The organism is Dyella sp. OK004, from assembly GCF_900114495.1.
Taxonomy (GTDB): domain Bacteria; phylum Pseudomonadota; class Gammaproteobacteria; order Xanthomonadales; family Rhodanobacteraceae; genus Dyella_D.
Genome location: NZ_FOZI01000007.1, coordinates 70,400 through 95,716, shown reverse-complemented (window position 1 = coordinate 95,716; position 25,317 = coordinate 70,400). Strand labels below are relative to the sequence as shown.

Genomic DNA, 25,317 nt, shown 5'->3' with positions numbered 1-25,317 from the left:
AGTCTTCCCGCATGTCGCAGAGGCGTGTGCTGGCGCGCTTGTGCCGGCAGTTGATGGTTTCCCCTGGAGCACCTCGCTTTGACTGTTCTCCTGCCGGGATGTCGTGGCCATCGAGCAACGTTCTTTCTTCCCCGTATTTCGAGCCCGAGCGGTTTTTTTGGAGATCCCCATGAACAGGATTTACAGCAAAGTATGGAATGCCTCGCTTAACCAACTGGTGGTCGCTTCGGAGATAGCCACATGCCATCGCAGCGGCGTGGTCGACCGACGCGGGGGACGTCATCGGCTAGCCCCGAGCCGACTCAGCCTGGGCATTTTGACCGTGCTGATGGCACTGGGTGGGGCGGGATGGGTTGAGCGGGCGGATGCGCAGGCTGTGGACTGCAGCAATACGCCCTGGAACGTCTATAACGGCACCGCTTCGTGCATGGGCCTTCAGTCTGCGGCCAGCGGTACTGGAGCCACCGCGATAGGATCGCTTGCGCACGCCAACGTACTGGGTGCATTGGCGGTGGGCTACAACTCTCTTTCCACCGGGCAGAACGGCATAGCCCTGGGTTTCCAGGCCTATACCAGCGCCATCAATTCCGTCTACCTCGGCGCGCGTACCAGTCCTTCCACGGGCGCTACCGCGGGTGGCGCGATCGGCATTGGCACGGATGTCACGGCTTCCGGTGCCAATGCCCTTGCCATGGGATCTCTTTCGATCAGTGCCAGCACCAATAGCGTTGCTTTTGCCAACACCAGTTCGGTGGACGCGAACTCGGTCAACAGCATCGCCATCGGTTATCTGACCAAGGTCACCAACTCTAATAATGCCGTTGCCATCGGCTCGGGCTCGGTCGTGAGCGGCGGAACCCACGCGACAGCCGTGGGCTGGCAAGCCAATGCGTCCGCTCTGAACGCAATCTACCTGGGCGCGCGCACTATTGGTGTAGGTGCATCCGGCGCATCGGCCGTCGCGATCGGTACGGATGTGAGCGTTGCCGGCGACGAAGGCATCGGCATGGGATTGCAGGCGAATGCGAGCACTACGGATGCGATCGCCATCGGCACGTCGTCCGCTGCTTCAGGCAGCCAGTCGACCGCGGTAGGCAGGCAGACTTCGGCCACTGCGCAGTACGGCACGGCCCTGGGTAGCAATGCGGCCGCCTCGGCCGTGGGGGCAACAGCAGTGGGTGCCAATGCCCAGGCTTCGGGCATCTCCAGCGTCGCGGCAGGCCAGAACAACGTGGCCAACGGCGACCAGTCGATCGCCATCGGTGTTTCGACCCACGCCTCGGGGACAGCTGCCATCGCTATCGGCGGCAATACGACCGGGGGCGCTACATCGTCGAGCACCAACACCATTGCCGTAGGCGCTCAATCAACAGCAACGCAAGGCAGTGCCATTGCCGTCGGTCTGCTGGCGAACGCCACCGCGACCAATGCAGTCGCGATGGGCGCTGCGGCCAATGCGTCGGCCGTCCAGGCTGTTGCGCTGGGATATGGCACTGCCGCGAGCGGCACCAATGCGGTAGCCATCGGCCTCAATGCTGCCAGTAGTGGTGCGAATGCCGTTGCGGCGGGCAATGCGTCCAAGGCGCTGGCGGCATCCACGGTGGCCTTCGGCGACAGCAATACCGTCGCCGCCGCGTCCGGAACGGGCTCCATCGCCGGCGGCCACAACTCGCAGGTGAAGGGCGGCACCGGTGCCGTTGCGCTGGGTGAAGGCCAGACCGCCAACGGCAATGGCGCGGTGGCGATTGGCGATCCGAACACCGCACTCGGCACCGGCGCGGTGGCGATGGGTGCCAACAATCTCGCCGCAGGCGATGCCGCTGGGACAACGCAGGCGAACGGCGCCGTCGCCATCGGCAACAGCAATCAGGCCATTGGTCAGGGTTCGGTCGCGCTCGGCAATGCGAGCAAGGCGTTGGCTGCCGGTGCAGTGGCCTTTGGCGACACGGCCACGGCGAACAACGCGAAGGATGTGGCGCTGGGCTCAGGCTCCACCACGGCGGTCGCCGTCGGCACGCCGAACTACACCATCGGTGGCACCACTTATGCCTTTGCCGGCACCACGCCGACCAGCACGGTGAGCGTGGGCGCATTGAATAGCGAACGCACTATCACCAATGTCGCAGCGGGACGCATCAGCGGCAGCAGCACGGATGCGATCAACGGCAGCCAGCTCTACGCGACGAATCAAGCCATCCAGGCCATCGCGGCCAGCACGCCCACGCACTACATGAGCGTCAACGATGGCGGCTCACAGCAGGCGAACTACACCAACAACGGCGCCACGTCTCCTAATGCCATCGCGATAGGCCCGGGTGCCGGCGCTTCAGGCACCTATGCCACTGCCATCGGCATGAACGCAAAGGCAGGCGGCGATTGGGCCACGGCGCTCGGCCAGAACACCACGGCTACGGTGCAACAGGCAACAGCCCTCGGTGCAGGCAGCACGGCCACCGCCGGTTTCGCGCTCGCTACCGGCTTCCAGACCACTGCGAGCGGTGTGGGCGCCTCAGCGGTGGGTTTTCATGCCAACGCATCGGGCCAGAACGCGGTGGCGATGGGCAACGGTGCTGCCTCATCGGCGGTCGACAGCATCGCCATTGGTACGAGCGCTGTTTCCACAGGGCCATTGGGAGGCGCCATCGCCATTGGACCCAACGCCAATGCGTCGGGCTCTTTCACCACGGCGATCGGTACCGGTGCAGTGGCGAATGGCGATTGGGCAACGAGTCTCGGCCAAGGAGCGAATGCGTCAGTCCAGCAGGCAACTGCCCTTGGCTCGGGCAGTAGTGCTACCGCCAATTTCGCGCTCGCTACAGGTTTTCAAGCCTCTGCCACGCAAGTCGCCGCCACGGCGCTTGGCCTTCACGCCAACGCTTCTGCGCAGAACTCCATAGCGATCGGCAATGCGGCGACTTCGTCGGCGGCCAATGCGACCGCAATCGGTAACGCCTCGCAGGCACTGGCTGCTTCCACGGTAGCCTTCGGCGACAGCAACACGGTGGCGGCGGCTGCCGGCACCGGCTCCATCGCCGGCGGTCACAACTCGCAGGTGAAGGGAGGCACCGGTGCCGTCGCGCTGGGCGAGGGGCAGACCGTCACCGGCAACGGCGCGGTGGCGATCGGCGATCCGAATACCACCAACGGCAACGGCGCTGTGACGATGGGCGCCAACAATGTCGCGGCGGGCAATGCCGCCGGCACCACGGCGGCGAACGGCGCCGTAGCGATCGGCAACACCAACCAGGCCATTGGCCAGGGCTCGGTCGCGCTGGGCAATACCAGCAAGGCGCTCGCTGCCGGTGCGGTGGCGTTCGGCAATGCGGCAACCGCCAATAATGCGAACGATGTGGCGCTGGGTTCCGGCTCGACCACAGCGACCGCTGTTGGCACACCGAACTACGTCATCGCCGGCACCACCTATAACTTCGCCGGCACCACGCCGACCAGCACGGTGAGCGTCGGTGCATTGAACACCGAGCGCACCATCACCAACGTCGCGGCGGGCCGCATCAGCGGTGGCAGTACGGATGCGATCAACGGTTCGCAGCTCTACGCGGTGACGCAGGCGGTGCAATTGCTGGCGACCAATACGCCGCTCCATTACTACAGCGTCAACGATGGCGGCACGCAGCAGGCGAACTACCTCAACAACGGCGCGACCGGTAACAACTCCATGGCAGCTGGGGTCGCAGCGAGCGCATCCGGCAACAGTGCGACTGCGGTAGGCCAAAATACTTCGGCAACGGGCGAAGATACAGTAGCAATCGGCGGCAATTCGGTAGCAGGCAGCGCTGCTAAAGCTGCCGCCATAGGTTCAGTAGCAATCGGCGGCGGCAGCATATCCAGTGGTCAAAGCGGCGCTTCCGTTACCGCCGCTGGCGAGAATGGCATTGCTATTGGCACCCTCAGCTCCGTCTCCGCCAAAGGCGGTACCGCCATTGGCCAGCAGGCTGCGGTAACCGGGAACTCCTCGGTTGCGATTGGCGACATTGTCACCGCATCAGGTGTCGGCTCAGTCGCAATCGGTCCGAATGTTGTCGCCAGTGGCTTGTTTGCGACGGCCATGGGACAGGGCGCCGCCGCCACCGCAGCAAACTCGACCGCATTGGGCAACGGCTCAACGGCCAAGGCGGCCTCCACCGTCGCCTTCGGCGACAGCAATACTGTCGCAGCCGGCGCCGGCACAGGCTCCATCGCCGGCGGCCACAACTCGCAGGTGACCGGCGGCACCGGCGCAATCGCATTGGGCGAAGGACAGACAGCCAACGGCAATGGCGCGGTGGCGATCGGCGATCCCAACTCCGCTACCGGCAATGGTGCGGTCACGGTGGGTGCGAACAACACCGCCAATGGCGACGGCGCGGTGGCCTTGGGCAATACCAACAATGCGCAGGGTTTGGGTTCTGTCGCCATCGGCAACACCAGCAGCGCACTGGCCGCTGGCGCGGTGGCTTTCGGCAACGCGGCAAAGGCGAACAACGCAAACGATGTGGCGTTAGGCTCCGGCTCGACCACTGCGGTCGCCGTCGGCACACCGAACTACACCATCGCCGGCACCACCTATAACTTCGCTGGCACCACACCGACCAGCACGGTGAGCGTCGGTGCATTGAACACCGAGCGCACCGTCACCAACGTCGCGGCCGGTCGCATCAGCGGCAGCAGCACGGATGCGATCAACGGCTCGCAGCTGTACGCCACTAACCAGGCGGTGGACAACCTGAGCAGCGTGGTAACCGCCAACGCCACGCACTACTACAGCGTGAACGACAATGGGACACACGGCGGCAACTACACCAACAACGGTGCGACCGGTATCAATGCACTGGCAGCCGGCGTGGGTGCCGTGGCAACAGCGGACAACAGTACGTCGTTGGGTCAGAACACGAACGTATCGATACTGGGTGGTGTGGCGTTGGGTTCGGGCGCGGTATCCGATCGCCCGATCGCGCCGAGTTCCGGCTCGATCCTCGTGGGCACCAATGTGATTCCGTACAACACGACGGACCGCAACCTGCTTGGCGCCGTGTCGGTAGGCAACGCTGCCGACTTCCGCCAGATCACCAATGTGGCGGACGGCACGACGGATCAGGATGCGGTGACGCTGCGTCAGCTCAAGGGTGCGATGAGCTCGTTCTCGGTCACGCCGATCAAGTATTTCCACGCCAATTCCGCCGCTACCGATTCGGCGGCGATCGGTGCGGAGTCTGTCGCCATCGGTCCGCAGACCACGGTGAACGGTGACAACGGCATCGGCATGGGCAACGGCGCGATCGTGCAGCAGACAGCGCCGGGCGGCACGGCGATTGGCCAGAACGCCACGGTGAATCTGGCCGATGGTGTAGCACTTGGCACTAACGCTACGTCCAACGGCATTCAGGCGATGGCGCTAGGTGCGGGTACGCAGGCAGCGTTTGCAGGCAGTGTGGCGCTGGGTGCGGGATCGAAAACGGATGCGGCCGTAGGTACGCCCAGCACAGTTGTCGCTGGCACCACCTACAGCTTTGCCGGCACTACGCCGGGCTCGACCGTGAGCGTGGGCGCGGTGGGTACGGAACGCACCATCACCAACGTGGCGGCGGGGCGGATCAACGGCGGCAGCACTGATGCGATCAACGGTTCGCAGTTGTTCGCCACCAATCAGGCGGTGGACAACCTGAGCAACGTCGTCACCGCTGGCGCGATCCACTACTACAGCGTCAATGATGGCGGCACGCAGCAGTCGAACTACGCCAACAACGGTGCGACGGGAGTCAACTCCCTCGCAGCCGGTCCTGGCTCCTCGGCGGCTGGCGCCGGTTCGGTCGCCATCGGCCACAACTCGAAGGTACAGGGCGGCATCGGCGCGGTAGCGATCGGCGAAGGCCAGACGGTGAACGGCGATGGCGCGGTTGCTATCGGTGATCCGAACACCGTCATCGGCACGGGTGCGGTCGGCATGGGCGCCAACAACACCGCCAACGGCAATGGCGCGCTGGCGTTGGGCAACGGCAACAACGCGCAGGGGCAGGGCTCGGTGGCGTTGGGCAATGCCAGCAGTGCGCTGGCTGCTGGTGCCGTAGCCTTCGGCAACGCGGCCGCCGCCAACAACGCGAACGATGTTGCATTGGGCTCCGGTTCCACCACGGGCACCGCCGTAGGCACCCCGAACGCCGTCATCAACGGCACCACGTATGCCTTCGCGGGCACTACGCCGACAAGCACGGTAAGCGTCGGCGCATTGAACACGGAGCGCACCATCACCAACGTGGCCGCCGGCCGCATCAATGGTGGCAGCACCGACGCGATCAACGGTTCACAGTTGTTCGCCACCAACCAGGCGGTGGGCACGGTAGGCACCATCGTCACCAAGCTGGGTGACTCCATCGCCAACAGCTACGGCGGCAGCACCACCTACGACCCAACCACCGGCACGCTCAACACCAACATCACTTACGCAGGCAATACCTACAGCTCGCTGCAGCAGATCTTCAACCAGATCAGCGGCGTAGTGGACGGCGGCGGCATCAAGTACTTCCACGCCAACTCCACCCTGGCGGACTCCAATGCGGCCGGCACCAACAGCGTGGCGATCGGTCCGGTCTCCACCGCCAGCACGACTAACGCAGTGTCGATCGGCAACGGTGCTACCGCCGGCACGAACGCCGGTGACGTGGCACTGGGTGCAGGCAGCACCACCGGCGCCGTGGTGACCACTGCCGGCGGCACCATTGATGGTCATGCCTATACCTATGCCGGCACCACGCCGACCAGCACGGTGAGCGTGGGCACGGTGGGCGGCGAGCGCACCATCACCAACGTGGCGGCAGGCCAGGTGAATGGCAACAGCACCGATGCCATCAACGGCTCGCAGCTGTTCGCCACCAACCAGGCCGTGGACAACCTGAGCAGCACCGTCACCGCCAATGCGACGCACTACTACAGCGTGAACGACAACGGCACGCACGGCGGCAACTACACCAACAACGGCGCGACCGGTATCAACGCGCTGGCGGCAGGTGTGGGTGCTACGGCGACGGCGGACAACGGTACGTCGTTGGGCCAGAACACGGGCGTCTCGATAGTGGGCGGTGTGGCGCTGGGTTCGGGCGCGGTGTCTGATCGCCCGATCGCACCGACCTCGGGTTCGATCCTCGTGGGCACCAATGTGATTCCGTACAACACGACGGATCGCAATCTGCTCGGCGCGGTCTCAGTGGGTAACGCCACCGATTTCCGCCAGATCACCAACGTCGCGGACGGCACGCTCGATCAGGACGCAGTGACCTTGCGTCAGTTGAAGGGTGCGATGAGTTCGTTCTCGGTGACGCCGATCAAGTACTTCCACGCCAACTCCACCGCATCCGATTCATTGGCGGCGGGTGCGGAGTCGGTCGCCATCGGCCCCAAGACCACCGTCAATGGCGATAACGGCATCGGCATGGGTAACGGCGCCATCGTGCAGCAGACCGCACCAGGCGGCACCGCGATTGGTCAGAACGCCACGGTGAATCTGGCCGATGGTGTGGCGATGGGCACCAACGCTACGTCCAACGGCATTCAGGCGATGGCGCTGGGTGCAGGTACGCAGGCGGCCTTCGCAGGCAGTGTGGCGTTGGGTGCGGGGTCGAAGACGGACGCGGCAGTGGGTACGGCCAACACCACCATCGCTGGTACCACCTACAACTTCGCCGGCACGACACCGGGCTCGACAGTGAGCGTGGGCGCAGTGGGTGCGGAACGCACGCTCACCAACGTGGCGGCGGGGCGGATCAGCGGTAGCAGCACCGATGCGATCAACGGCTCGCAGTTGTATGCCACCAACCAGTCGCTGTCGGCGTTGTACACGCAGTTCAACAACCTCTCCACCGTCGTCAACAATCTGCCGAAGGGCGGTGGTGGCCCCACCACCGTCAACAACAACTTCCAGACCAGCACCGACAACACGACGCAGGCGACTGCCGCGGGCAATAACTCGACCGCGGGCGGCGCCGGTTCCAACGCGTCGGGCAACAACAGCACGGCGGTCGGTGCGAACTCCAGCGCGACGGGCGACAACAGCGTGGCGATCGGTGCGGGTTCGGTAGCATCGCAGGCCAACTCAGTATCGGTAGGTTCGGCAGGCCATGAGCGCACGGTCACCAACGTGGCCGCCGGCACGGCCACCACGGATGCGGTGAATGTGGGCCAGTTGAACGATGCCATCGAGTCCGCCAAGAACTGGTCCAAGGACTACGTGGATCAGCGCTTCCAGACGGTGAACCGCGATCTCAATCGCATCGGCAATCGCGCCAACGCTGGCGTCGCCTCGGCGATGGCGATGGCGAGCCTGCCACAGGCCTACCAGCCGAATCAGAGTTCGGCGGCGGTCGCGGTGGGCAGCTTCCACGGTGAGAACGGCATCGCGGTCGGTGTGTCCACCATCACCGAAAGCGGCCGCTACGTGTTCAAGCTCAATGCCACCACCAATTCGCGCGGCGACACCGGCGGTGGCGTGGGTGCGGGTGTGGTCTGGTAATGGGCGCCGTTCAAAAGCATCAAGGAGCTATCGATATGCGTAAGTCTTGGAAACAGATCACCGTGGCGGTCGCCGTCGCACTCGCACTCACTGCTTGCGGCAATGTCAGTCGCGATGTGGCTAAGGACGGCGGCTCGGCCAGCGAACTCGTATGGCCGACGCCCGATAGCGTCACCCCCATGCACAAGGGCGGCACCTTCCCCAACCTGGCCAATCTTCGGCAGATGAGGTCGGGGCTCAACAAGCCGCAAGTCTCCGATCTGATCGGCTACCCGCATTTCAGCGAAGGCGTGTGGGGCGTGCGCGAGTGGAACTATGTGTTCAACTTCCGCAAGCCCGGCAGCGACGAAGTGACGGTGTGTCAATACAAAGTGCTGTTCGACGACAACAAGCTGGCACGCAGCTTCTATTGGAAACCCGAGTCGTGCGCGGCCTTGCTTGCCGAACCGGCACCGGCCGCACCCGCAGTGGCGCCCGCGCCGAATAAGTCGCGGGTACTTTCCGCGGATGCGTTGTTCGCCTTCGACAAAGCAACGTTGACCCCGAATGGGCATCGGGCACTGGATGACCTGGCTGCGGAGCTTCACGACCAGGGTGACAAGCTGCACAGCGTGCGCATCGCGGGTTATACCGACCGCCTTGGTAGCGAGGCGTACAACCAGAAGTTGTCGCAACGTCGCGCCGATGCGGTGATGACCTACCTGGTGGAGCAGGGCGTGCCTGCCGGACGTATCCGCGCCGAAGGCCATGGTGCTTCCGAGCCAGTGAAGGACTGCCCGGACGGCCCGCGCGCACCACTCATCGCGTGCCTGGCACCGAACCGGCGTGTGGAAGTGAAGATCGATAGCGGGGATTGAGAGAGCAGTTTTCACTTTGCGGGGAGGTCGAAATCCAACGGCCTCCCCCGACATCGTGTAGGAGCCCACCCTGTGGGCGCCTTGCCTGCGTGGATCGCGCACAGGGTGCGCTCCTACGGGCGATGCGAAGCGAGCATGCCCTTGTGGACAGAACTCCAATAGTCCGTATGTTTTCGCTACCCAAAGTTTGTGCTTAGTAGGGCGCAAGGGCACAAACTATGAGTGCGAGCGAAGCACATAAGTTTGTGCTCAACGCTGAAACTCAGTCAGTTACTGTTCCGCGCAGTATGAAATATGAAGCCAAAAAGACCCCATAGTCTGTACCTCATCCCATCAAACGCTGCGCTCGAAGATCGCGCGGGTCATTCCGCAAGCTGACAATACCCTCGCGCATCCGATCGCCAATCTGATTCAACACGTCGCCTTCTTGACATCGTTGCTCGACGGGTTTGTCAGGATGGCGCTCGCGATAAGGTGAAAAAGATGATCAGCCCGCGGCGCGAATGCGGATTGGCCGGCGAGCCAGGCGAGCGCCGACATCAGGGCGAACAGGTCGTCCCCATCCATATCGGCGCGCGCCGTTCCCTCGGCCTGAGCACGGAGCAGTAGTCGCGCGCCCACTGCGTGCACCGCTGCGCATGAGGCATAAAGCGCGGAGGCCGGGTTCGCGTGGGCGCTCGCCATCAAGTCGACAACGCCGCGATAGCTATGGACGAATGCCACCCCTTCGCGGAACCAGGACACGAGTGCCTCGTCAGGTGGCTTCGCCGCTTCGAGTTCGTCTGCCTTCTGCGCCAGTGCGTCCAGATGCCTACACATCAACGCTTCGAACAAGGCTTCTCGCGTCGGGAAATGACGAAGCAATGTAGCCAACCCAACGTCAGCTCGGCGCGCGATATCTCGCATGGACGCATCGGCACCATGCTCGGTGACGACGTCGCGCGCGACTGCAAGTAGATGGTTGTAATTTTTTCTGGCGTCGGCTCGCATGAGTTGCCTTGACAAGCGGATCAGTGATCCATATATTTGGATCAGTGGTCCGGATGCTGAGAGTCAGGATCTGGATCGGTGATCCACAAGATACAGCGCCCTTGTACCAATGGGAACAGAGACGCTGTCCGACGCGACGAAAGGTGAAAAGTCATGGGAAAGCTTGAAGGTAAGGTGGCAGTCATCACGGGTGGATCGAGCGGCATGGCGCTGGCGAGCGCCAAGCGGTTCGTTGAAGAAGGCGCGTACGTTTTCATCACGGGCCGGAGGCAGGAGGCGCTCGATGAGGCCGTCAAGCAAATTGGCCGGAACGTGACCGGCGTGCGCGGCGACGCGGCCAATCTCGACGACCTCGACCGCCTGTTCGATACGGTCAAGCGGGAAAAGGGCAAGATCGACGTCCTGTACGCGAGCGCCGGCATGGGCGAGGCCGCCCTACTGGGTGAGATTACCGAGCAGCATTTCGATGCGGCCTTCGGCCTGAATGCGCGCGGCACGCTGTTTACGGTCCAGAAGGCGTTGCCGTTGTTCAACGATGGCGGTTCGATCTTCATGACCGGGTCAGTGGCTTCGATCAAAGGGTTTCCTGGTTACAGCGTCTATGCGGCGAGCAAGGCGACGCTGCACGCATTCGCACGCGGGTGGCTCAACGAACTCAAGGGCAGGAATATCCGAGTGAACGTGCTGCACCCAGGGCCGATCGCCACACCGATGCAGGACCAAGTTCTCACCGAGGAGGCGAAGCAGATGTTCGAATCCCTGATCCCGCGGGGAAAGATGGGGCGTCCTGAGGAAATCGCGACGGTCGCGCTGTTTCTTGCTTCAGACGATTCGAGCTTCGTGAATGGGGTGGAGTTGTCTGTCGACGGCGGCTTCTCGGCCATCTGAAATCGCGCTGAAAAACGTGTGGGTGCCTGGCACTCCGGGAAGACGCTTATCTCGTCTGGATCATTCCGGGCGACCAACTTCAACACCGATCGGAAAGACAACATGAGCTACGCAATTGTAGGTTTCGGTGCGATCGGCCAAGCGCTGGCCCGCATGTTCGCCCGTAAGGGCATCGAAGTGGCTGTAGCAAGCAGGCATCCGCCTGAAGCGCTCGCACTGCAGGCAAACGCGATCGGCCCGACGATCATTCCGAAGACCTTGAAGGACGCGCTCGAGGCCGACATCGTCATGCTGGCTGTCCCGTATGGGCAGCACCAAGAGGTCGCGAAGGCACGGGCAAGCTGGGAGGGCAAGATCGTGATCGACGTGACGAACACTCTCGACGATTTGGGCGGCCTTCCTTCTTCTTCGGTCATAGCCCAGGCCCTGCCCGGCGCTCAATTGGTCAAAGCGTTTAACCATCTGCCTGCCCGCGTCCTCGCGGAAGACCCGGTCATCAACGGCGGACGACGGGTTGTATTCCTGTCGAGCGACGATGAAAGCGCGACCACAACGGTCGCCGCCCTGGCCGAGCAGCTCGGCTATGCGCCGGTTAATCTCGGCAAGATCGCGGAAGGCGGTCAGCTCGTGCAGGGGCGAAATGGGATCTGGGCGCCCCTGGTCTTCCAGGATCTGTTCAAGAAGGAGCAGTAACGGATTTACGACCCTGGCGACGGTTAAAGGAGATGGAACTCGTATCGACGAACAACGAACGAATCATTCGGTGATAGGCGCCACCGGAAGGCAAGGAGGCGCCGTCTACCAGTAGCTGCGGAAGAAAAGATTCAAGTTGCGCGCACTGGTGCGCGCCATCGCGTGACCCGTTCTCCATAGTTTGTACATGCGGTACAAACTATGGAGTTCCGTCCACTTGCTCTTGATCTTCGGGTCTCTTTAACCTCAGAACGAATACTTCGCCGTCAACAGCGTAGTCATCCCCGAATCAACCACATCGGAAATCGCCAGGTTATTCCTGCCCACATGCGACCAGTACGAGTAATTCTTGGTCAAGTTAGAGATGGACAGGTCCACCTGAATACCATGGGGAAAAGCATAGCCCGCATGCAAGTCGACACGCGCCGTCGGACGTATCCATAGATTGTCCCAGGACGCACCCTTGCCGAAGTAGTCATAGGTGGACACATAAGACCCGGCGTAGTGATAGCTCAGGTTTACCGAGAAGCCGTTCTTTTCGTAGAACAGCTCCGCGTTCGCCATCAGTTCGGGCGCGTTCTGGATGCGCTCGTGGCGGAAGCCGTCCATGCCAAGGTCCACCGAGGTCCACTGGCGTGTCGCATTGAGGCCCACGCCGAAGCCGTCGAATGGCGCCGGCATGTCCTGGAACTTCTGCCGCACCGCCGCCTCGACGCCGTAGACCTTGCCGTCGCCGCCGTTCTGCGGTTTCACGGAGCGGATCATGCCGGCGTCGCTGGTGCCCGCATTCACCGGGTTGCTGCCCGATTCGTAGATGTAGTTGGAGAGCTGCTTGTAGAAGCCGGCGAGCATGGCATGGCCGCCGTGCTGATTGCTCCACTCGCCGGAGAGATCGATGTTGAGCGACTTGATCGGCTTGAGATCGGGGTTGCCCTCAGTGATGGTGGTGAGGCCATCGGCCGAGACGCTCATCTGCGAGCCACCGCCCAATTGCACGAATGCCGGCCGGGTGTAGCTGGTCCAGATCGAGCCGCGATAGACCGCGCCGTCGCCATCGCGGTAGTTCACGAACACGCTGGGCAGTGGCTCGTCATAGTGCGTGTGGTTCTGGGCGAAGTGGCCGGGCATCTCGTTGCCGGCGGCATCCTGGGGCGTCACCCAGAATGTGTTGCGGATATCAGTGTGCTCGAAGCGCACACCCGGGATGACTTCCAGGTTGCCCCATTTGAAGGTGGCCATGGCGTAGGCCGCCGTCACTGCCTCGCGTGCGCGCTGGGTGTTGCAGTTCCAGTTGTTGACGTAGAGATTGCTACAGGTGTCGAGGTTGGCGTCGGTGACTTTCGCCGCGATCAGGCGTTTCAGCGCGCCCTGGTCGATCTGCGGCACGGTGTAGTTGTACACGCCCGGAAACACCGAGGCGTAGTTGCCATCGATCAAGCCCAGTGAGCCGAAGCTGCGGCCGTCGTTGAACTTGGCCGTAGTCCAGTCGCGATTAGTGAATTCGCGATGGCTGCCGCTGTACTTCAGGCCCATCTGCACCGAGGTCAGCGGGCCGTCCTCGAAATCGTAGCGTGCATCGAACTTGGCGCCGCCTTTCTCTTGTCCGCTGTAAGACTTGGTCAGCTGGCCTGCGCGCCGCGCATACAGCGTGGCCACGCTATTGAGCTGCGCAGTCATCGCCGGAGTCAGCATGGGGTAGGGCAGGTTATCGGAGCCGTAGCCCATCACCGTGCTCGCGCCGTAGGGGAAGTTGGCCGAGCTGTACTGATCGTTGCGCGCCGAGATCTCGACGTGGTCCGGGCGGTCGTTGTCGCCGAAGCTGTAGAACAGGCTTGGCGACAGGGTCCAGCCGCCAAGGGTTTTGTCGCCGCCGACCTGGAAGGTGGCGAGGTCGGCCTTCTCGGGATTGGTTTCGTACCAGAAGCGCGTCGCGATGCGGCCGATCACCGGCTGGTAAAGACCCGTGTTGCCGATCGGCGCATAGCTGACGTTGGCTGGAATGATCTGCAGATAGGTGGTGTTCTGCTCGGTCTTAGCGTAGCCGTAGGTGCCGCGCGCATAGAGATTGAGCGTGCTGTCGACTTTCCAGTCCAGCGACACGTTGCCGCCATAGCGGCGGGTATCGCCCGAGGATGTGCCGATATTCATGCCTGTGCTCATGAGATTGCGCGCCGAATCGTAGCCCGCCGCGTTGGCGCCGGAGGCCGTGGTGCGCGCGAACACCCATGCGCCGTCGTTCAATGCTGAGGCCGCCGCCGCGGCTTCGCTGTTCACATAGCTGCGCTTGTCGTAGTAAGCGCTGGCATAGATACCGAACTGATGGTCCTGGCCGAACTTGGTCTGGAACTCGCCGGCCAGGCCTCCGCCCAGACCATTGTCACCGTAGTCGCGGGCGCGGCTCTCCAGGCGGCCGCTGGCGGTGACGCTGCCGCTGCTCGGTGCGCTGAAGTCGAATGCCGTCGGTGTGCGGAAATCGATGGTGCCGCCAATCGCATCGCCATCCATGTCGGCAGTGGAAGTCTTGTTGAGCACAATGGTCTGCAGGCCAGACGGCGGCAGCAGGCTCAACTGCACGCCACGGCTGTAGGCCATGCCTTGCGCCACGCTGACGCCGTTGATGAGATTGACGTTGTACTCCGCGTTCAAGCCGCGCACCGAAGTGAACATGCCCTCGCCACGCGACGCACCGTCGATGCCGCCGAAGTACGACTGCCCCGTGTTGAACACATTGACGCCGGGTAGCAGGCCGAGCGCTTCCGCCACGTTGTGGACGGCGGTGTACTTGAGATCGTCCGCCGACAGCACGTTGACCGTATTGACCGCATCCATCTGGATCTGGCTGGCGTCGTAGCGGTTGGCCGCTACGGTGATCTTGGCCAGGGTAGTGGCCGGCTTGCCGGTTGACTGGTCAGCGGAGGCGCTGGTGGTGTCGTCGGCGTATGCCGCAGGGATCATCGCTAGGCCGCTGATGGCAACCGCAATGGCGTACGCCAGCCTATGGTTCTTCGTTCGGCACATCTAAACGCACTCCGTGGAAAGCTCAGCGTAGGGGAGGTGATCGATCGACCAGTCATCGGTCGGGCGTGGGAAGCCGGCGAAAGTAGTGAGGCTGCGTGAAAGTTCGATGGCAATGGCGTGAATATCGAGGCACATGTCTTCATCATTTAGACGTCTAAATTACTTCGATGATTTTCATCGCGATGTCACATGAAAGCCCTATATAGATCGATTGAAATCTGATTCCATAACGCCGGTCGAGCGCGCCTTGGCCGCATCTCAGTGCAAAGAGACCGACATGCCAGACAAGCACGCCTCGACGAAGCGCCTGTTCCTGGTGTGGGTCGCCTTGTTCGCGTCGCACGTGGCGGCTGCGGAAGTTCAGTCGCTGCGACTTAATCAGTTGCAATACATTGGCAGTCACAACAGCTATCACGCTGGATTGGCCGCTGGTGAAGCCGCGATATGGAAACGTGTCGATCCCGCCATGTTCGCCATCCTCGACTACTCGCATCCCTTGCTCACGCGGCAGCTCGACGACGGCGTGCGTCAGCTCGAACTGGATATCTATGGCGACGCCAAAGGCGGCCGTTATGCGCACCCGGCCGGCATCGAGCTCGTGCGCAAGGCTGGGTTGCCGGCCGATCCGCCGTTCGCTGATCTCAAGGTCATGCAGCGCCCGGGTTTCAAGGTGATGCATATCCAGGACCTGGACCAGCGCAGCAACTGCCAGCCACTCACCGCCTGTCTGACCGAGATCCGGGCGTGGTCGCGCGCGCATCCCGGGCATCTGCCTGTTTTCCTCCTGCTGGAGACGGTGCAGGCGCCGCTGCCTATGCCTTTTCCAACCGTTGTGCCGGAACCCTTCGATAGCAGGTCGCTCGATACGCTGGATGCGGAGATCCGTTCGGTATTTCCGCGCGGCGAATACATCAGCCCCGATGATGTGCGCGGCGATGCGTCCACGCTCAATGCGGCCATTCTCACGCGCGGCTGGCCGAGCGTTGCCAGCGCGCGCGGCAAAGTGATCTTCCTGCTCGATCAGCGCTCGGTGGGGCCGGACTATTTGAAGGGCCACCCTTCGCTGCGCGGCCGCGTGCTGTTCACCAATGCCGTGCCGGGCGATGGCGATGCGGCGTTCACCGAACTCAACGACGGCGATGCCGCCCGCATCGCCAGCCTTGTACGGCAGGGTTATCTCGTGCGCACGCGCACAGACGCCAATCTCAAGGAACCGGCGCGTAACGACACCACGCGCCGCGATGCGATGCTGGCCAGCGGTGCGCAAATCCTCAGTACCGATTACCCCGAGCGCGAGCCGGCAGCTTCGGGTTATGCGGTCGGTTTCCACGGACAGACGGCGCGCTGCAATCCGCAGTTTGCGAAGACGTCTTGTTCGGTCGCCGATCTATCGCCTTGAATGCCGTGTGCCGCGACGCCCGCACGACGCGGCGCTCATCTTATTTCGCCATCGACCAGAATTTCCTCATGCGTTTGCGTCATTGCCTGTCTGCTGCCTTGATTCTGCTCGCCATGGTTGGCATGGCTTTTTGCGCGACGGCCGCGCACGCCGCGGAAGGGATGCAACTGGAGCGCGTCGTGTTGCTGTATCGGCACGGTGTGCGTACGCCGCTACCCGGCGAAATCCAGCTCGATGAGGCATATGGCGCGGCATGGCCGTCCTGGCCGCAGCCGCCGAGTGAATTGACGCCGCACGGCGCTGTTGGCGCGCGGCTGATGGGCGGTTTTGACCGGCGTCGCCTTGCCGCTGCCGGCCTGTTTCCTGCGCGCGGTTGCCCTGGCGGAGATCAGCTGTGGTTCTGGGCCAATACCGATCAGCGCACGATCGCGAGCGCTGGCGCCTTGGCCGAGGGCTTTGCGCCTGGCTGTGCCATTGCGATCGGCCATCTTCCGCAAGGGAGCGAGGATCCGCTGTTCCATCCCATCGAAGCCGGCGCCACCGCATGGAATGCCGCAGACGCGGTTGCCGCGATCCAATCCACCACTAACGGCCCGGACGCCCTGACCGCACCGCATGCCGATGCGCTGGCTACCATGGCCGCGGTCATGGGTTGCGGCCATGACCGCGATCCCGATTGGTGCTCGCCCGATCACTGGCGCGGCAACCTGTCGCTGTCGCCGGACGAACAGCACATGGTCCTGACCGGCCCCATCGCCACGACCTCCGGCACTGCCGAAGCGATCCTGATGGCTTATGCGGAAGGACGTTCGATGCAAGACGTCGGCTGGGGTCGCGCCGATCCCTCCCGACTGGAGCAACTTTCACAGCTGCATGCACTGCTGTTCGACATTTACGCGCGTCCTGACTACATGGCCGAGCGCGTCGCCTCCGTCATGAGCCGGCGCATCATCGATCTGCTGCAGAACGCCAAGGCGCCGCGCCTCAGTGTGCTGGTAGGCAGCGACAACAACATCGTCGCGCTTGCCTCCGTGCTGGGGCTGCACTTCAAGATGCCGGGTTACGCCAAGGATGACCCGCCGATCGGCGGCGCTCTCGGCATCGAGGTATGGCGGGAACGATCGACTGGTCGACGTCAGGTGCGCGTGTTCTACCAGGCGCAAAGCCTGGATCAACTTCGTCGGCTGCAGGCGCAGGACGGATCTGCCATACCTTCTACGCTTGATCTGCCGCTCGATGGATGCGCTACCGAACGACGTGGCTTCTGCCCGTTGGAAAGCGTGATTTCCCGTTTGCGGCGGGCGTCGATGCGCGCTCAGTAATATTGTCACCACAACATAACTTCTTTTAAGCCTTATCTGGATTGCTTAGGTGGGGAAGGCATTAACGGTCTTTGCGCGGGTATGACTACAAGCAGACGTCCGAGCTTCCATGGTGATACGTCGCTCAAGTTTGGCGACCACCGGCCGATACGGAACCTGCCTTCGGCAAGGATCTCCAGTGAACATCAGCCCCAACACGGTCCCATCGACCGTGCCAGTGACGATTGGCAGCACGGTTACTGAAGCGGGCAACACCGCTTTGCAGGTACCGACGACATCCAGCGCCTCGGCGACCAAGTCGACAGGGGCGAAGGCGGGGAGCGTGAAAGCCTCGGGCGCAGCCGGTGGCGGCGCGAGCATCACCGTGCAGGTCCTGAAGCAGCAGATTGAGCGGCTGCAGAAACAACTTGCCCAACAAGAACAACAGCTGCGTGCCGCCATGTCGGGCCACAGGGGGCGAGATCCGGCCAACATCGCGCGGGTCACGGCACTGCAGTCGGCTGTGGCCACCACCATGGGCCAGCTGGCTTCCACGGTTGCGCAGCTGGTTTCTGCGTTGATGGCCGAAAGTGGCAACAGCAGCGGCACTCTCGTCAGCACGTCGGCCTGACCACCACCGCTGTCGTAGGCCCGGCCACTCTGGACATGCCTGTAGTTCGGATGGGTGACCCTGTTGCATTGCCACCGGACGAGGTGCCAGCGGCGGTATCCGTTGCCGGTACCGTTGGCGCCGGTCATGCCAATGGTGGCGACCTCGTACGCATTTTGTAGCGCTTGTCGATTTCCCGCATGCTCACTCGTCAGTAGGATGCAGCGGCAATCCTGCCGCGGCTTACATAGATAGGGTCGAGACAATGAGCAAGATGATTTTCGTTAACCTGCCAGTGACAGACCTGAAACGATCAAAGGCGTTCTACGAGGCCATTGGCGCGGCCAACAATCCAGCCTTCAGCGACGACACCGCCGCATGCATGGTGTTCTCCGATACGATTTACGCGATGCTTCTCACCCACGACAAGTGGCGCCAGTTCACGAGCAAGCGGATCGTCGATGCGCACGTGGACGCGCAGGTACTGCTGTGCCTGTCAGCGGATAGTCGCGAAGACGTATCCAGCCTGGTCGATAAGGCGAGTGGTGCCGGCGGCAAGGCGGACCCTACGCCCGTGCAGGACTTCGGCTTCATGTACGGCCGCAGCTTCGAGGACCTGGATGGTCATATTTGGGAAGTGATGTGGATGGATCCGAATGCCGTCCCGCCACATGGCTGAGTATGCCTTCAAGCGTTGCAATAGACCTCTCCAATCAGGTGGTTAAGCCAACGCGCGATCAGTGTTTGGCGTTGATTGTCCTCGCGCTCAACGGATCGCTTGTCTGGCTCCCAACCGCCGGGTCAAAGTAAGGATCGACCAATAAGAGTGCCTTGCTCCGGCGGCGGCCGAGACCGGTCGCTGCTGGAGTGGGTGATTTTCCTCGATCGCTCGGAAGAGATCGCGCGATCTACTCGATCGGGGGTATCTCTCTCCATACGCTGCGTTATCTTGAGCAAGTGCCTGATGCGATAGCGCCTCGCATCGAACATGCTCATGCCGTTTCCATCCAAGGCGCCATGGCGTTGCCCACTCGCCGGTGAGACGCACTATGCAAGACGAGACGCGCAGCGATTCGTATAACCCGGGTGATTCCGATACCCACTCGCGCGATGCCCAGCGCTTTCCGCGCCTGACCGGCGAGATGGCTGAGCGTGTCGCCGCCTACGGCAAAGTCGAGCGGGTGGCGGCGGGCACGCTGTTGTTCGAGCGCGGTCAGCGCGGCGCGGATTTTTTTCTGGTGCTGGAAGGCGGCATCGAAATCATCGATCTGGATAGTGAGGGTCTGCCGCGGACGCTCACCACTCATACACGGCATCAGTTCACCGGCGAGCTGGATCACTTCAATCAGCGCAAGATCCTGGTGTCGGGCCTGACCATGGTGGATAGCCAGCTGGTGCGGCTCAGCCGCGACCATTTCCGCCGGCTGGTGAGTGGCGAAACCGATATCGGCGAAATCATCATGCGGGCTTTCATTCTGCGCCGCGTGAGCCTGATCCAGCAGGGGATCGGTGGCGTCGTACTGGTCGGGCCCGGCCACGGTGCGGATACGCTGCGGCTGGAGCGTTTTCTGGTCCGGAACGGTTACCCGCATCGCCTGATCGATACCGATGCCGACCCGACCGCCGCTGGCTTGCTCGATACCTTCGAGATTCAGCCGCATCTCTTTCCGGTGGTGGTTTTTCCTGATCATCAGATGCTGATGAATCCCGCGACGGCAGAACTTGCCGATAGCCTGGGCCTGACCGAATCGATCGAGCCCGGCCATGTCTACGATGTCGCCGTGGTCGGCGCCGGTCCGGCGGGACTGGCCGCGGCGGTGTATGCCGCGTCGGAAGGTCTGGACACCATCGTGATCGAGGGCATGGCGCCCGGCGGCCAGGCGGGTACGTCATCCAAGATCGAAAACTATCTCGGCTTTCCCACCGGCATCTCGGGGCAAGCCCTGGCGGGTCGGGCACAGATTCAGGCGCAGAAATTCGGTGCGCATCTGGCCATCTCGCGCAATGTGACCCAACTGCACTGTGCATCGCAGCCTTACTGCCTTGAGCTGGATGGCGGACAAAGGGTGAGCGCGCGCGCCGTCGTCGTCGCCACCGGTGCCCGCTATCGCAAACTGGATGTGCCTAACTACGGCAAGTATGAAGGGCAGGGCATTCATTACGCGGCCACGCCGATGGAAGGGAAGCTGTGCGGCGGTGAGGAAGTGATCGTGGTGGGCGGCGGGAATTCTGCTGGACAGGCGGCGGTATTTCTTTCGCGCATCGCCACGCACGTGCATATGCTGGTACGCGGCACCGGGTTGGCAGCCACCATGTCCGCTTATCTGATCCACCGCATCGAGCAGTCGCCCCGCATCACCCTGCACACCGAAACTGAGATCGTGGGGCTCGACGGAGACGACCGGCTGCAACGGGTGATGTGGCGCAGCCGGCGTGATGGCGCCAGCGAAACCCACGCCATAGCCAACGTATTCGTGATGGTCGGTGCCGAGCCCAATACGGACTGGCTCCAAGGCTGCCTGGTACTGGACCCGAAGGGCTTCGTGGTCACGGGTGCCGATCTCGATGGCACGGCGGTCTCGTCGCCGTTCGCCACCAGCCGGCCTGGCATCTTTGCCGTCGGCGACGTCCGCTGCGGATCGGTAAAACGCGTAGCGTCCGGCGTCGGCGAAGGTTCGGTGGTGATCCAGGCTGTGCACCGGTTCTTAAGTCCCGATGCGGGATGATCTCCATTCCATTAGTGCCTGGATGCGAGGAGATCCCATGAACCAGCGTTTCGATGCCGTAGTGATCGGTGCCGGGCAAGCGGGGCCGCCACTCGCCGAACGGCTCGGCAAGGCCGGAAAACGCGTGGCCGTGATTGAGCGAAAGCTGGTGGGCGGCACCTGCGTGAACACTGGATGCATACCTACCAAGGCCATGGTAGCCAGTGCCTATGTGGCGCATATGGCCCGACGTGCACACGAATACGGCGTTCGGCAAACGCAGGACGCGCAAGTCGATATGCAGCGGGTGTGGGAGCGTACCCAGGCCATCTCCGGTGCGGCGCGAAACGGTGTCGATCATTGGCTGCGCAACATGCCTAACGTGACTTTGCTGGAGGGGCATGCTCGGTTTGAGTCTCCGACGAGCGTGCGGCTTGGCGATTCGCTTATCGAAGCCGAATCGTTCTTCATCAATGTCGGTGGGCGGGCGTCGGTGCCGGAGTTTCCGGGCATTCACGCCGTTCCTTTCCTGACCAATACCAGCATGATGCAGCTGCGCGAGTTGCCGGAACACCTGATGATCATCGGCGGCAGTTACATCGGCCTGGAGTTCGGGCAGATGTTCCGGCGCTTCGGTTCCAGGGTCACGATCGTCGAACGTTCGCCGCGCCTGCTGCCGCACGAGGATGAAGATGTCTCCATGGCAGTGATGGCGCTGCTTCAGAGCGAAGACATCACCGTGCATCTGGGCGCCGAATGTATTGCGCTGGAAGGCGAGGCCGGCGCGGTGCGGGTGAAAGCGCAAGGCAACACGGTCTGCGAGAAAGCGCTAGGCACCCATGTGCTGATGGCCGTGGGACGCCAACCCAATACGGACGATCTCGGTCTGGACAAGGCGGGTATCGCTGTCGACGCGCGCGGCTATATCACGGTGGACGAGCACTGCCGGAGCAACGTGCCCGGCATCTGGGCCATGGGCGACTGCAACGGCAAGGGCGCGTTTACCCATACGTCCTATAACGATTTCGAGATCGTCGCCGCGGATGTTCTGGAGCAGGGACAGCGGCGCCTTTCCGATCGCATCCTTGCCTACAGTCTGTTTACCGATCCGCCGTTGGCGCGGATCGGCATGACCGAGCAGGAGGCCCGGCAGTCAGGGCGCGAGGTGCAAGTCGGCGTGCGGCCCATGTCGCGGGTAGGACGGGCCATCGAGCGGGGCGAGACGACCGGCTTCATGAAGGTCATCGTTGACGGCGCCACGCAAGCGCTACTTGGTGCGGCCATTTTCGGCGTGAATGGCGACGAGGCTATCCATTGCCTGCTAGACACGATGTACGCCAAGGCACCCTATACCGCGGTATCCCAGGCCGTGCACATCCATCCGACCGTGGCCGAGTTGTTGCCCACGACACTGCAAAGTCTCCGGGCCGTCTGATGCCCGTCAGGAATGTCGAGGCGCGATGAGTAACCGCGATACCGAAACCGGATCGACCTGGGCGCCGTTCAAGTCGGCCATTTTTCGCTGGCTGTGGCTGGCCATGCTGGCCTCCAATATCGGCACCTGGATCAACGACACTACCTCGGGCTGGATGATGACGTCGTTGTCCGCGTCACCGTTGCTGGTGTCGCTGGTACAGACTGCTGGCTCGCTGCCGATTCTCGTGCTGGCGCTGGTGGCGGGGGCGTTGGCGGATATCGTGGACCGGCGCCGTTATCTGATCGTCACGCAATCGTGGATGCTGATCGTCGCCACGGTGCTTTCGGTTACCACTTGGCTACATCTGCTTACTCCGGAATGGCTGTTGCTGCTCACGCTCGGCCTGGGCATCGGTTCCGCCATGAGCATGCCGGCGATGTCGTCGACGACTCCGGAGATCGTGCCCCCTGCGCAGTTGCCTGCTGCTGTGGCGATGACCTCGATCGGATTCAATGCGTCGCGCGCGATCGGCCCGGCGATCGGAGGGCTCATCCTGCTCAGCCTCGGTCCCGCGTTTGCCTATGCGCTGAATGCGCTGTCCTTTCTGGCGGTGATTGGTGTGCTGCTGTGGTGGAAGCGTGAACCCGTGCGATCGGATCTTCCCGCGGAGCAGTTCGTGGGCGCCTTGCGCGCGGGCGTTCGCTACGTAGTCAACTCAGCGGATTTCCGTGGCGTATTGCTCCGGGCCGTGCTGTTTTTTCTGTTTGCGACAGCGACTTGGTCTCTGTTGCCGTTTTACGTGCGCGGTGAGCTGAAGGCGGGGCCGGCGCTTTACGGCGTGATTCTCGGAGCGGCCGGTCTTGGCGCCATCGTTGGCGGGCTCCTGCTGCCGATATGGCGGCGATGGTTCGGCCCTGAGCGGCAGGTGCTGGCCGCGAGTGTGCTTTACGCGCTCACGATGGTGTCGATGGCCTACCTGCGCAACCCGTTATTCGCGTGTGCGGCGATGCTGGTCATCGGCGCGTGCTGGATCACCGTGCTGTCCGCCTTGCAGGTGTCGGCACAGACCACGGTGCCAGCCTGGGTGCGCGCTCGCGCGCTTTCGATATACATCACCGCGTTCTCTGCCGGCCTGGTGGCCGGTAGCGCAGGATGGGGCTGGGTTGCATCCCATCATGGCATTCCCTTCGCGCTTGTCGCGGCGGCGCTCGGTCTCGCGCTCTCATCCATCGCCACCGTACGCGTCAGCTTGAAGGGAAAAACTCCGGGCGACCTCGTGCCGTCGGCGCATTGGCCGCTGCCCATTCCTTCGGAAGAGATAGCGCAGGATCGCGGTCCTGTCTTGATCACGGTCGCTTATTCGGTTCGCCCCGAGTGCCGCGCCGAATTTCTGAAGGCGCTGCATGAGCTGGGTCGGACCCGTCGTCGCGATGGCGCCATCTTCTGGGGCATTTTCCAGAACATCGAGCAATCGGAAGACTTCATCGAGAGTTTTGTCGTGCCCTCCTGGTTGGAGCACCTGCGCCAGCACGAGCGTGTGTCGCACGACGACCAACGCCTGCAGTTGGTCATTGCGGCGCTGATGAGCGAAGGGCAGGTGCCGGCGGTGCACCACTACGTGGGCGGTCGGCAGGTGCGGCCCGTGCCTTGACCTGAATCCGCCATGCCGCTGTCAGCGGCTGTCGAAGATACCGCTTTGGGTATAGGAGGAGAGGGCGAGGCTCCTTAAGCTGGCCGGTGCGCGCATGACTCAAGCAAGCGGGCATGGCTGGCTGGGAATGGCGGGAACCCGCCGGCGTCAGCGACGCGCGGCATCCTCCATCAGAAGGCAACGTCATGACCAACAAACATCCATCCGACAGTGGTCTCGATCCCGTTTTCATCGAGGCGCAGCGAAAGCGTCTTGAAGCGTTGCTCGAGCAGTTGATCGGCAGCGGCGACTACGCGGGAAGCGACGAGCAGATAGCCCAGTACGAATCCGTCGATGAAGTGCGCGACAGCGGCGATAGCGCAGAGACCTCGGCCATCAATGAAAACGACGAGGCGACGGTTCAGTACACGATCCGACGTATGGCGGACATCCGGCGCGCCCTGGAGAAGATCGAGCAGGGCACGTACGGCTTGTCGGACATCAGTGGAAAGCCGATCGGAAAGGAGAGGCTCATGGCCGTCCCCGAGGCCGTTACCGCCATCGCTGAAGCATCGGCCCGGCCGATATAGACCGATAGCCGATGGGCTCCGGTGTCCGACGCAGTTCGCTTTACCCGCGATCGAAAAAGGATTGAAACCATGACTACACCTTTGCTGACACCATCCGAATGCGTGCTCTTGCTTGTCGATCAACAGGCGGGCCTTGCGTTCGGTGTTGGCTCGATCGATCGTCAGTCGTTGCTCAACAACGTGATTGCCCTGGCCAAGACCGCCAAAGTCTTTGGCTTGCCGATCGTCGCGTCGACGTCGGCGTCGAAGGTGTATAGCGGGCCGTTGATGCCAGGCATTCAGGCCGCTATTCCGGATGTCGCGGCGATCGAGCGGCGCAACATGAATGTGTGGGAAGACACTGCCGCGAGAGAAGCCATCCAGGCAACCGGACGCAAGCGGCTGATCGTCTCAGGCCTGCTTACGGAAGCTTGCGTGTCCTTTCCGGTCATCTCGGCGCTGGCGGAGGGCTACGAGGTTTTTGTCGTTGGCGATGCATGTGGTGGTCTGACGCCTGCCAGCCACGACTTGGCGTTGCGACGGATGGAGTCCTTGGGCGCGAAGATGACCTCCTGGATCCAGCTGCTGCTCGAGCTTCAGCGAGACTGGACGCGACACGATACCTACGATGGCGCACGAGCCATTGTCGAAGCCCATGCCGGTGGCTATGGCATCGGGCTTGCCTATGCCCGCGACATGATTCATCCGAGCTGAGTCCATGGCTGCCATCGCCATGGTGG

At 62.7% G+C, this 25,317-nt stretch carries 15 protein-coding genes; 13 read left to right on the top strand and 2 right to left on the bottom strand.

What is annotated here, in order from left to right:
• Positions 1-169 precede the first annotated feature (169 nt).
• The gene (locus BM338_RS21670) at positions 170-8,500 is read left to right on the top strand and encodes an ESPR-type extended signal peptide-containing protein (RefSeq protein WP_090454708.1); all 8,331 of its coding nucleotides are present in this window, start codon (positions 170-172) and stop codon (positions 8,498-8,500) included.
• Between the two features lie 35 nt (positions 8,501-8,535).
• Positions 8,536-9,357 carry an OmpA family protein gene (locus BM338_RS21150; protein ID WP_090454706.1) on the top strand — a complete coding sequence of 274 codons (822 nt, stop codon included), beginning with the start codon at positions 8,536-8,538 and terminating at the stop codon, positions 9,355-9,357.
• Positions 9,358-9,768: 411 nt separating this feature from the next.
• Here BM338_RS21150 and BM338_RS21145 read toward each other — a convergent pair whose 3' ends face one another.
• Positions 9,769-10,347, bottom strand: a complete 579-nt coding sequence (locus BM338_RS21145; RefSeq protein WP_090454704.1) for a TetR/AcrR family transcriptional regulator — start codon at positions 10,345-10,347, stop codon at positions 9,769-9,771.
• Positions 10,348-10,500: 153 nt separating this feature from the next.
• Between BM338_RS21145 and BM338_RS21140 the strand changes: the two genes are divergently transcribed.
• A complete protein-coding gene (locus tag BM338_RS21140) occupies positions 10,501-11,235 on the top strand; it encodes an SDR family NAD(P)-dependent oxidoreductase (protein WP_090454702.1) in 735 nt (244 codons plus the stop codon).
• A gap of 18 nt (positions 11,236-11,253) precedes the next feature.
• Positions 11,254-11,928 carry an NADPH-dependent F420 reductase gene (locus BM338_RS21135; protein WP_255367414.1) on the top strand — a complete coding sequence of 225 codons (675 nt, stop codon included), beginning with the start codon at positions 11,254-11,256 and terminating at the stop codon, positions 11,926-11,928.
• A 246-nt stretch (positions 11,929-12,174) separates the two neighbouring features.
• Here BM338_RS21135 and BM338_RS21130 read toward each other — a convergent pair whose 3' ends face one another.
• Complete coding sequence (locus BM338_RS21130; RefSeq protein WP_255367413.1) at positions 12,175-14,946, bottom strand: TonB-dependent receptor; 2,772 nt, start codon at positions 14,944-14,946, stop codon at positions 12,175-12,177.
• A gap of 277 nt (positions 14,947-15,223) precedes the next feature.
• Here BM338_RS21130 and BM338_RS21125 point away from each other — a divergent pair, with 277 nt between their 5' ends.
• The 9 genes from BM338_RS21125 to BM338_RS21085 all read left to right on the top strand — a co-directional run bounded on the left by BM338_RS21125 (position 15,224) and on the right by BM338_RS21085 (position 25,291).
• Positions 15,224-16,345, top strand: a complete 1,122-nt coding sequence (locus BM338_RS21125) for a phosphatidylinositol-specific phospholipase C1-like protein (protein WP_090454700.1) — start codon at positions 15,224-15,226, stop codon at positions 16,343-16,345.
• A gap of 68 nt (positions 16,346-16,413) precedes the next feature.
• A complete protein-coding gene (locus BM338_RS21120; RefSeq protein WP_143109355.1) occupies positions 16,414-17,667 on the top strand; it encodes a histidine-type phosphatase in 1,254 nt (417 codons plus the stop codon).
• A 178-nt stretch (positions 17,668-17,845) separates the two neighbouring features.
• Positions 17,846-18,277 carry a hypothetical protein gene (locus tag BM338_RS21115; protein WP_090454695.1) on the top strand — a complete coding sequence of 144 codons (432 nt, stop codon included), beginning with the start codon at positions 17,846-17,848 and terminating at the stop codon, positions 18,275-18,277.
• A 244-nt stretch (positions 18,278-18,521) separates the two neighbouring features.
• Complete coding sequence (locus tag BM338_RS21110; RefSeq protein ID WP_090454693.1) at positions 18,522-18,935, top strand: VOC family protein; 414 nt, start codon at positions 18,522-18,524, stop codon at positions 18,933-18,935.
• Positions 18,936-19,305: 370 nt separating this feature from the next.
• Positions 19,306-20,982 carry an FAD-dependent oxidoreductase gene (locus tag BM338_RS21105; RefSeq protein ID WP_090454691.1) on the top strand — a complete coding sequence of 559 codons (1,677 nt, stop codon included), beginning with the start codon at positions 19,306-19,308 and terminating at the stop codon, positions 20,980-20,982.
• 37 nt (positions 20,983-21,019) lie between these two features.
• Positions 21,020-22,396, top strand: coding sequence for an FAD-containing oxidoreductase (locus BM338_RS21100; RefSeq protein ID WP_090454689.1), 1,377 nt, complete (start codon positions 21,020-21,022; stop codon positions 22,394-22,396).
• Between the two features lie 25 nt (positions 22,397-22,421).
• Positions 22,422-24,029, top strand: a complete 1,608-nt coding sequence (locus tag BM338_RS21095) for an MFS transporter (RefSeq protein ID WP_090454687.1) — start codon at positions 22,422-22,424, stop codon at positions 24,027-24,029.
• A 113-nt stretch (positions 24,030-24,142) separates the two neighbouring features.
• Positions 24,143-24,598, top strand: coding sequence for a TraR/DksA family transcriptional regulator (locus tag BM338_RS21090; protein ID WP_218156409.1), 456 nt, complete (start codon positions 24,143-24,145; stop codon positions 24,596-24,598).
• A gap of 21 nt (positions 24,599-24,619) precedes the next feature.
• Positions 24,620-25,291, top strand: coding sequence for a hydrolase (locus BM338_RS21085; protein ID WP_255367412.1), 672 nt, complete (start codon positions 24,620-24,622; stop codon positions 25,289-25,291).
• Positions 25,292-25,317 lie beyond the last annotated feature (26 nt).

Coding starts and splice junctions, on each gene's coding strand:
- BM338_RS21150 (WP_090454706.1), top strand. CDS start 8,536: ATGCGTAAGTCTTGGAAACAGATCACCGTGGCGGTCGCCGTCGCACTC.
- BM338_RS21110 (WP_090454693.1), top strand. CDS start 18,522: ATGAGCAAGATGATTTTCGTTAACCTGCCAGTGACAGACCTGAAACGA.
- BM338_RS21130 (WP_255367413.1), bottom strand. CDS start 14,946: ATGTGCCGAACGAAGAACCATAGGCTGGCGTACGCCATTGCGGTTGCC.
- BM338_RS21100 (WP_090454689.1), top strand. CDS start 21,020: ATGAACCAGCGTTTCGATGCCGTAGTGATCGGTGCCGGGCAAGCGGGG.
- BM338_RS21120 (WP_143109355.1), top strand. CDS start 16,414: ATGCGTTTGCGTCATTGCCTGTCTGCTGCCTTGATTCTGCTCGCCATG.
- BM338_RS21090 (WP_218156409.1), top strand. CDS start 24,143: ATGGCTGGCTGGGAATGGCGGGAACCCGCCGGCGTCAGCGACGCGCGG.
- BM338_RS21145 (WP_090454704.1), bottom strand. CDS start 10,347: ATGCGAGCCGACGCCAGAAAAAATTACAACCATCTACTTGCAGTCGCG.
- BM338_RS21105 (WP_090454691.1), top strand. CDS start 19,306: ATGCAAGACGAGACGCGCAGCGATTCGTATAACCCGGGTGATTCCGAT.
- BM338_RS21125 (WP_090454700.1), top strand. CDS start 15,224: ATGCCAGACAAGCACGCCTCGACGAAGCGCCTGTTCCTGGTGTGGGTC.
- BM338_RS21095 (WP_090454687.1), top strand. CDS start 22,422: ATGAGTAACCGCGATACCGAAACCGGATCGACCTGGGCGCCGTTCAAG.
- BM338_RS21670 (WP_090454708.1), top strand. CDS start 170: ATGAACAGGATTTACAGCAAAGTATGGAATGCCTCGCTTAACCAACTG.
- BM338_RS21140 (WP_090454702.1), top strand. CDS start 10,501: ATGGGAAAGCTTGAAGGTAAGGTGGCAGTCATCACGGGTGGATCGAGC.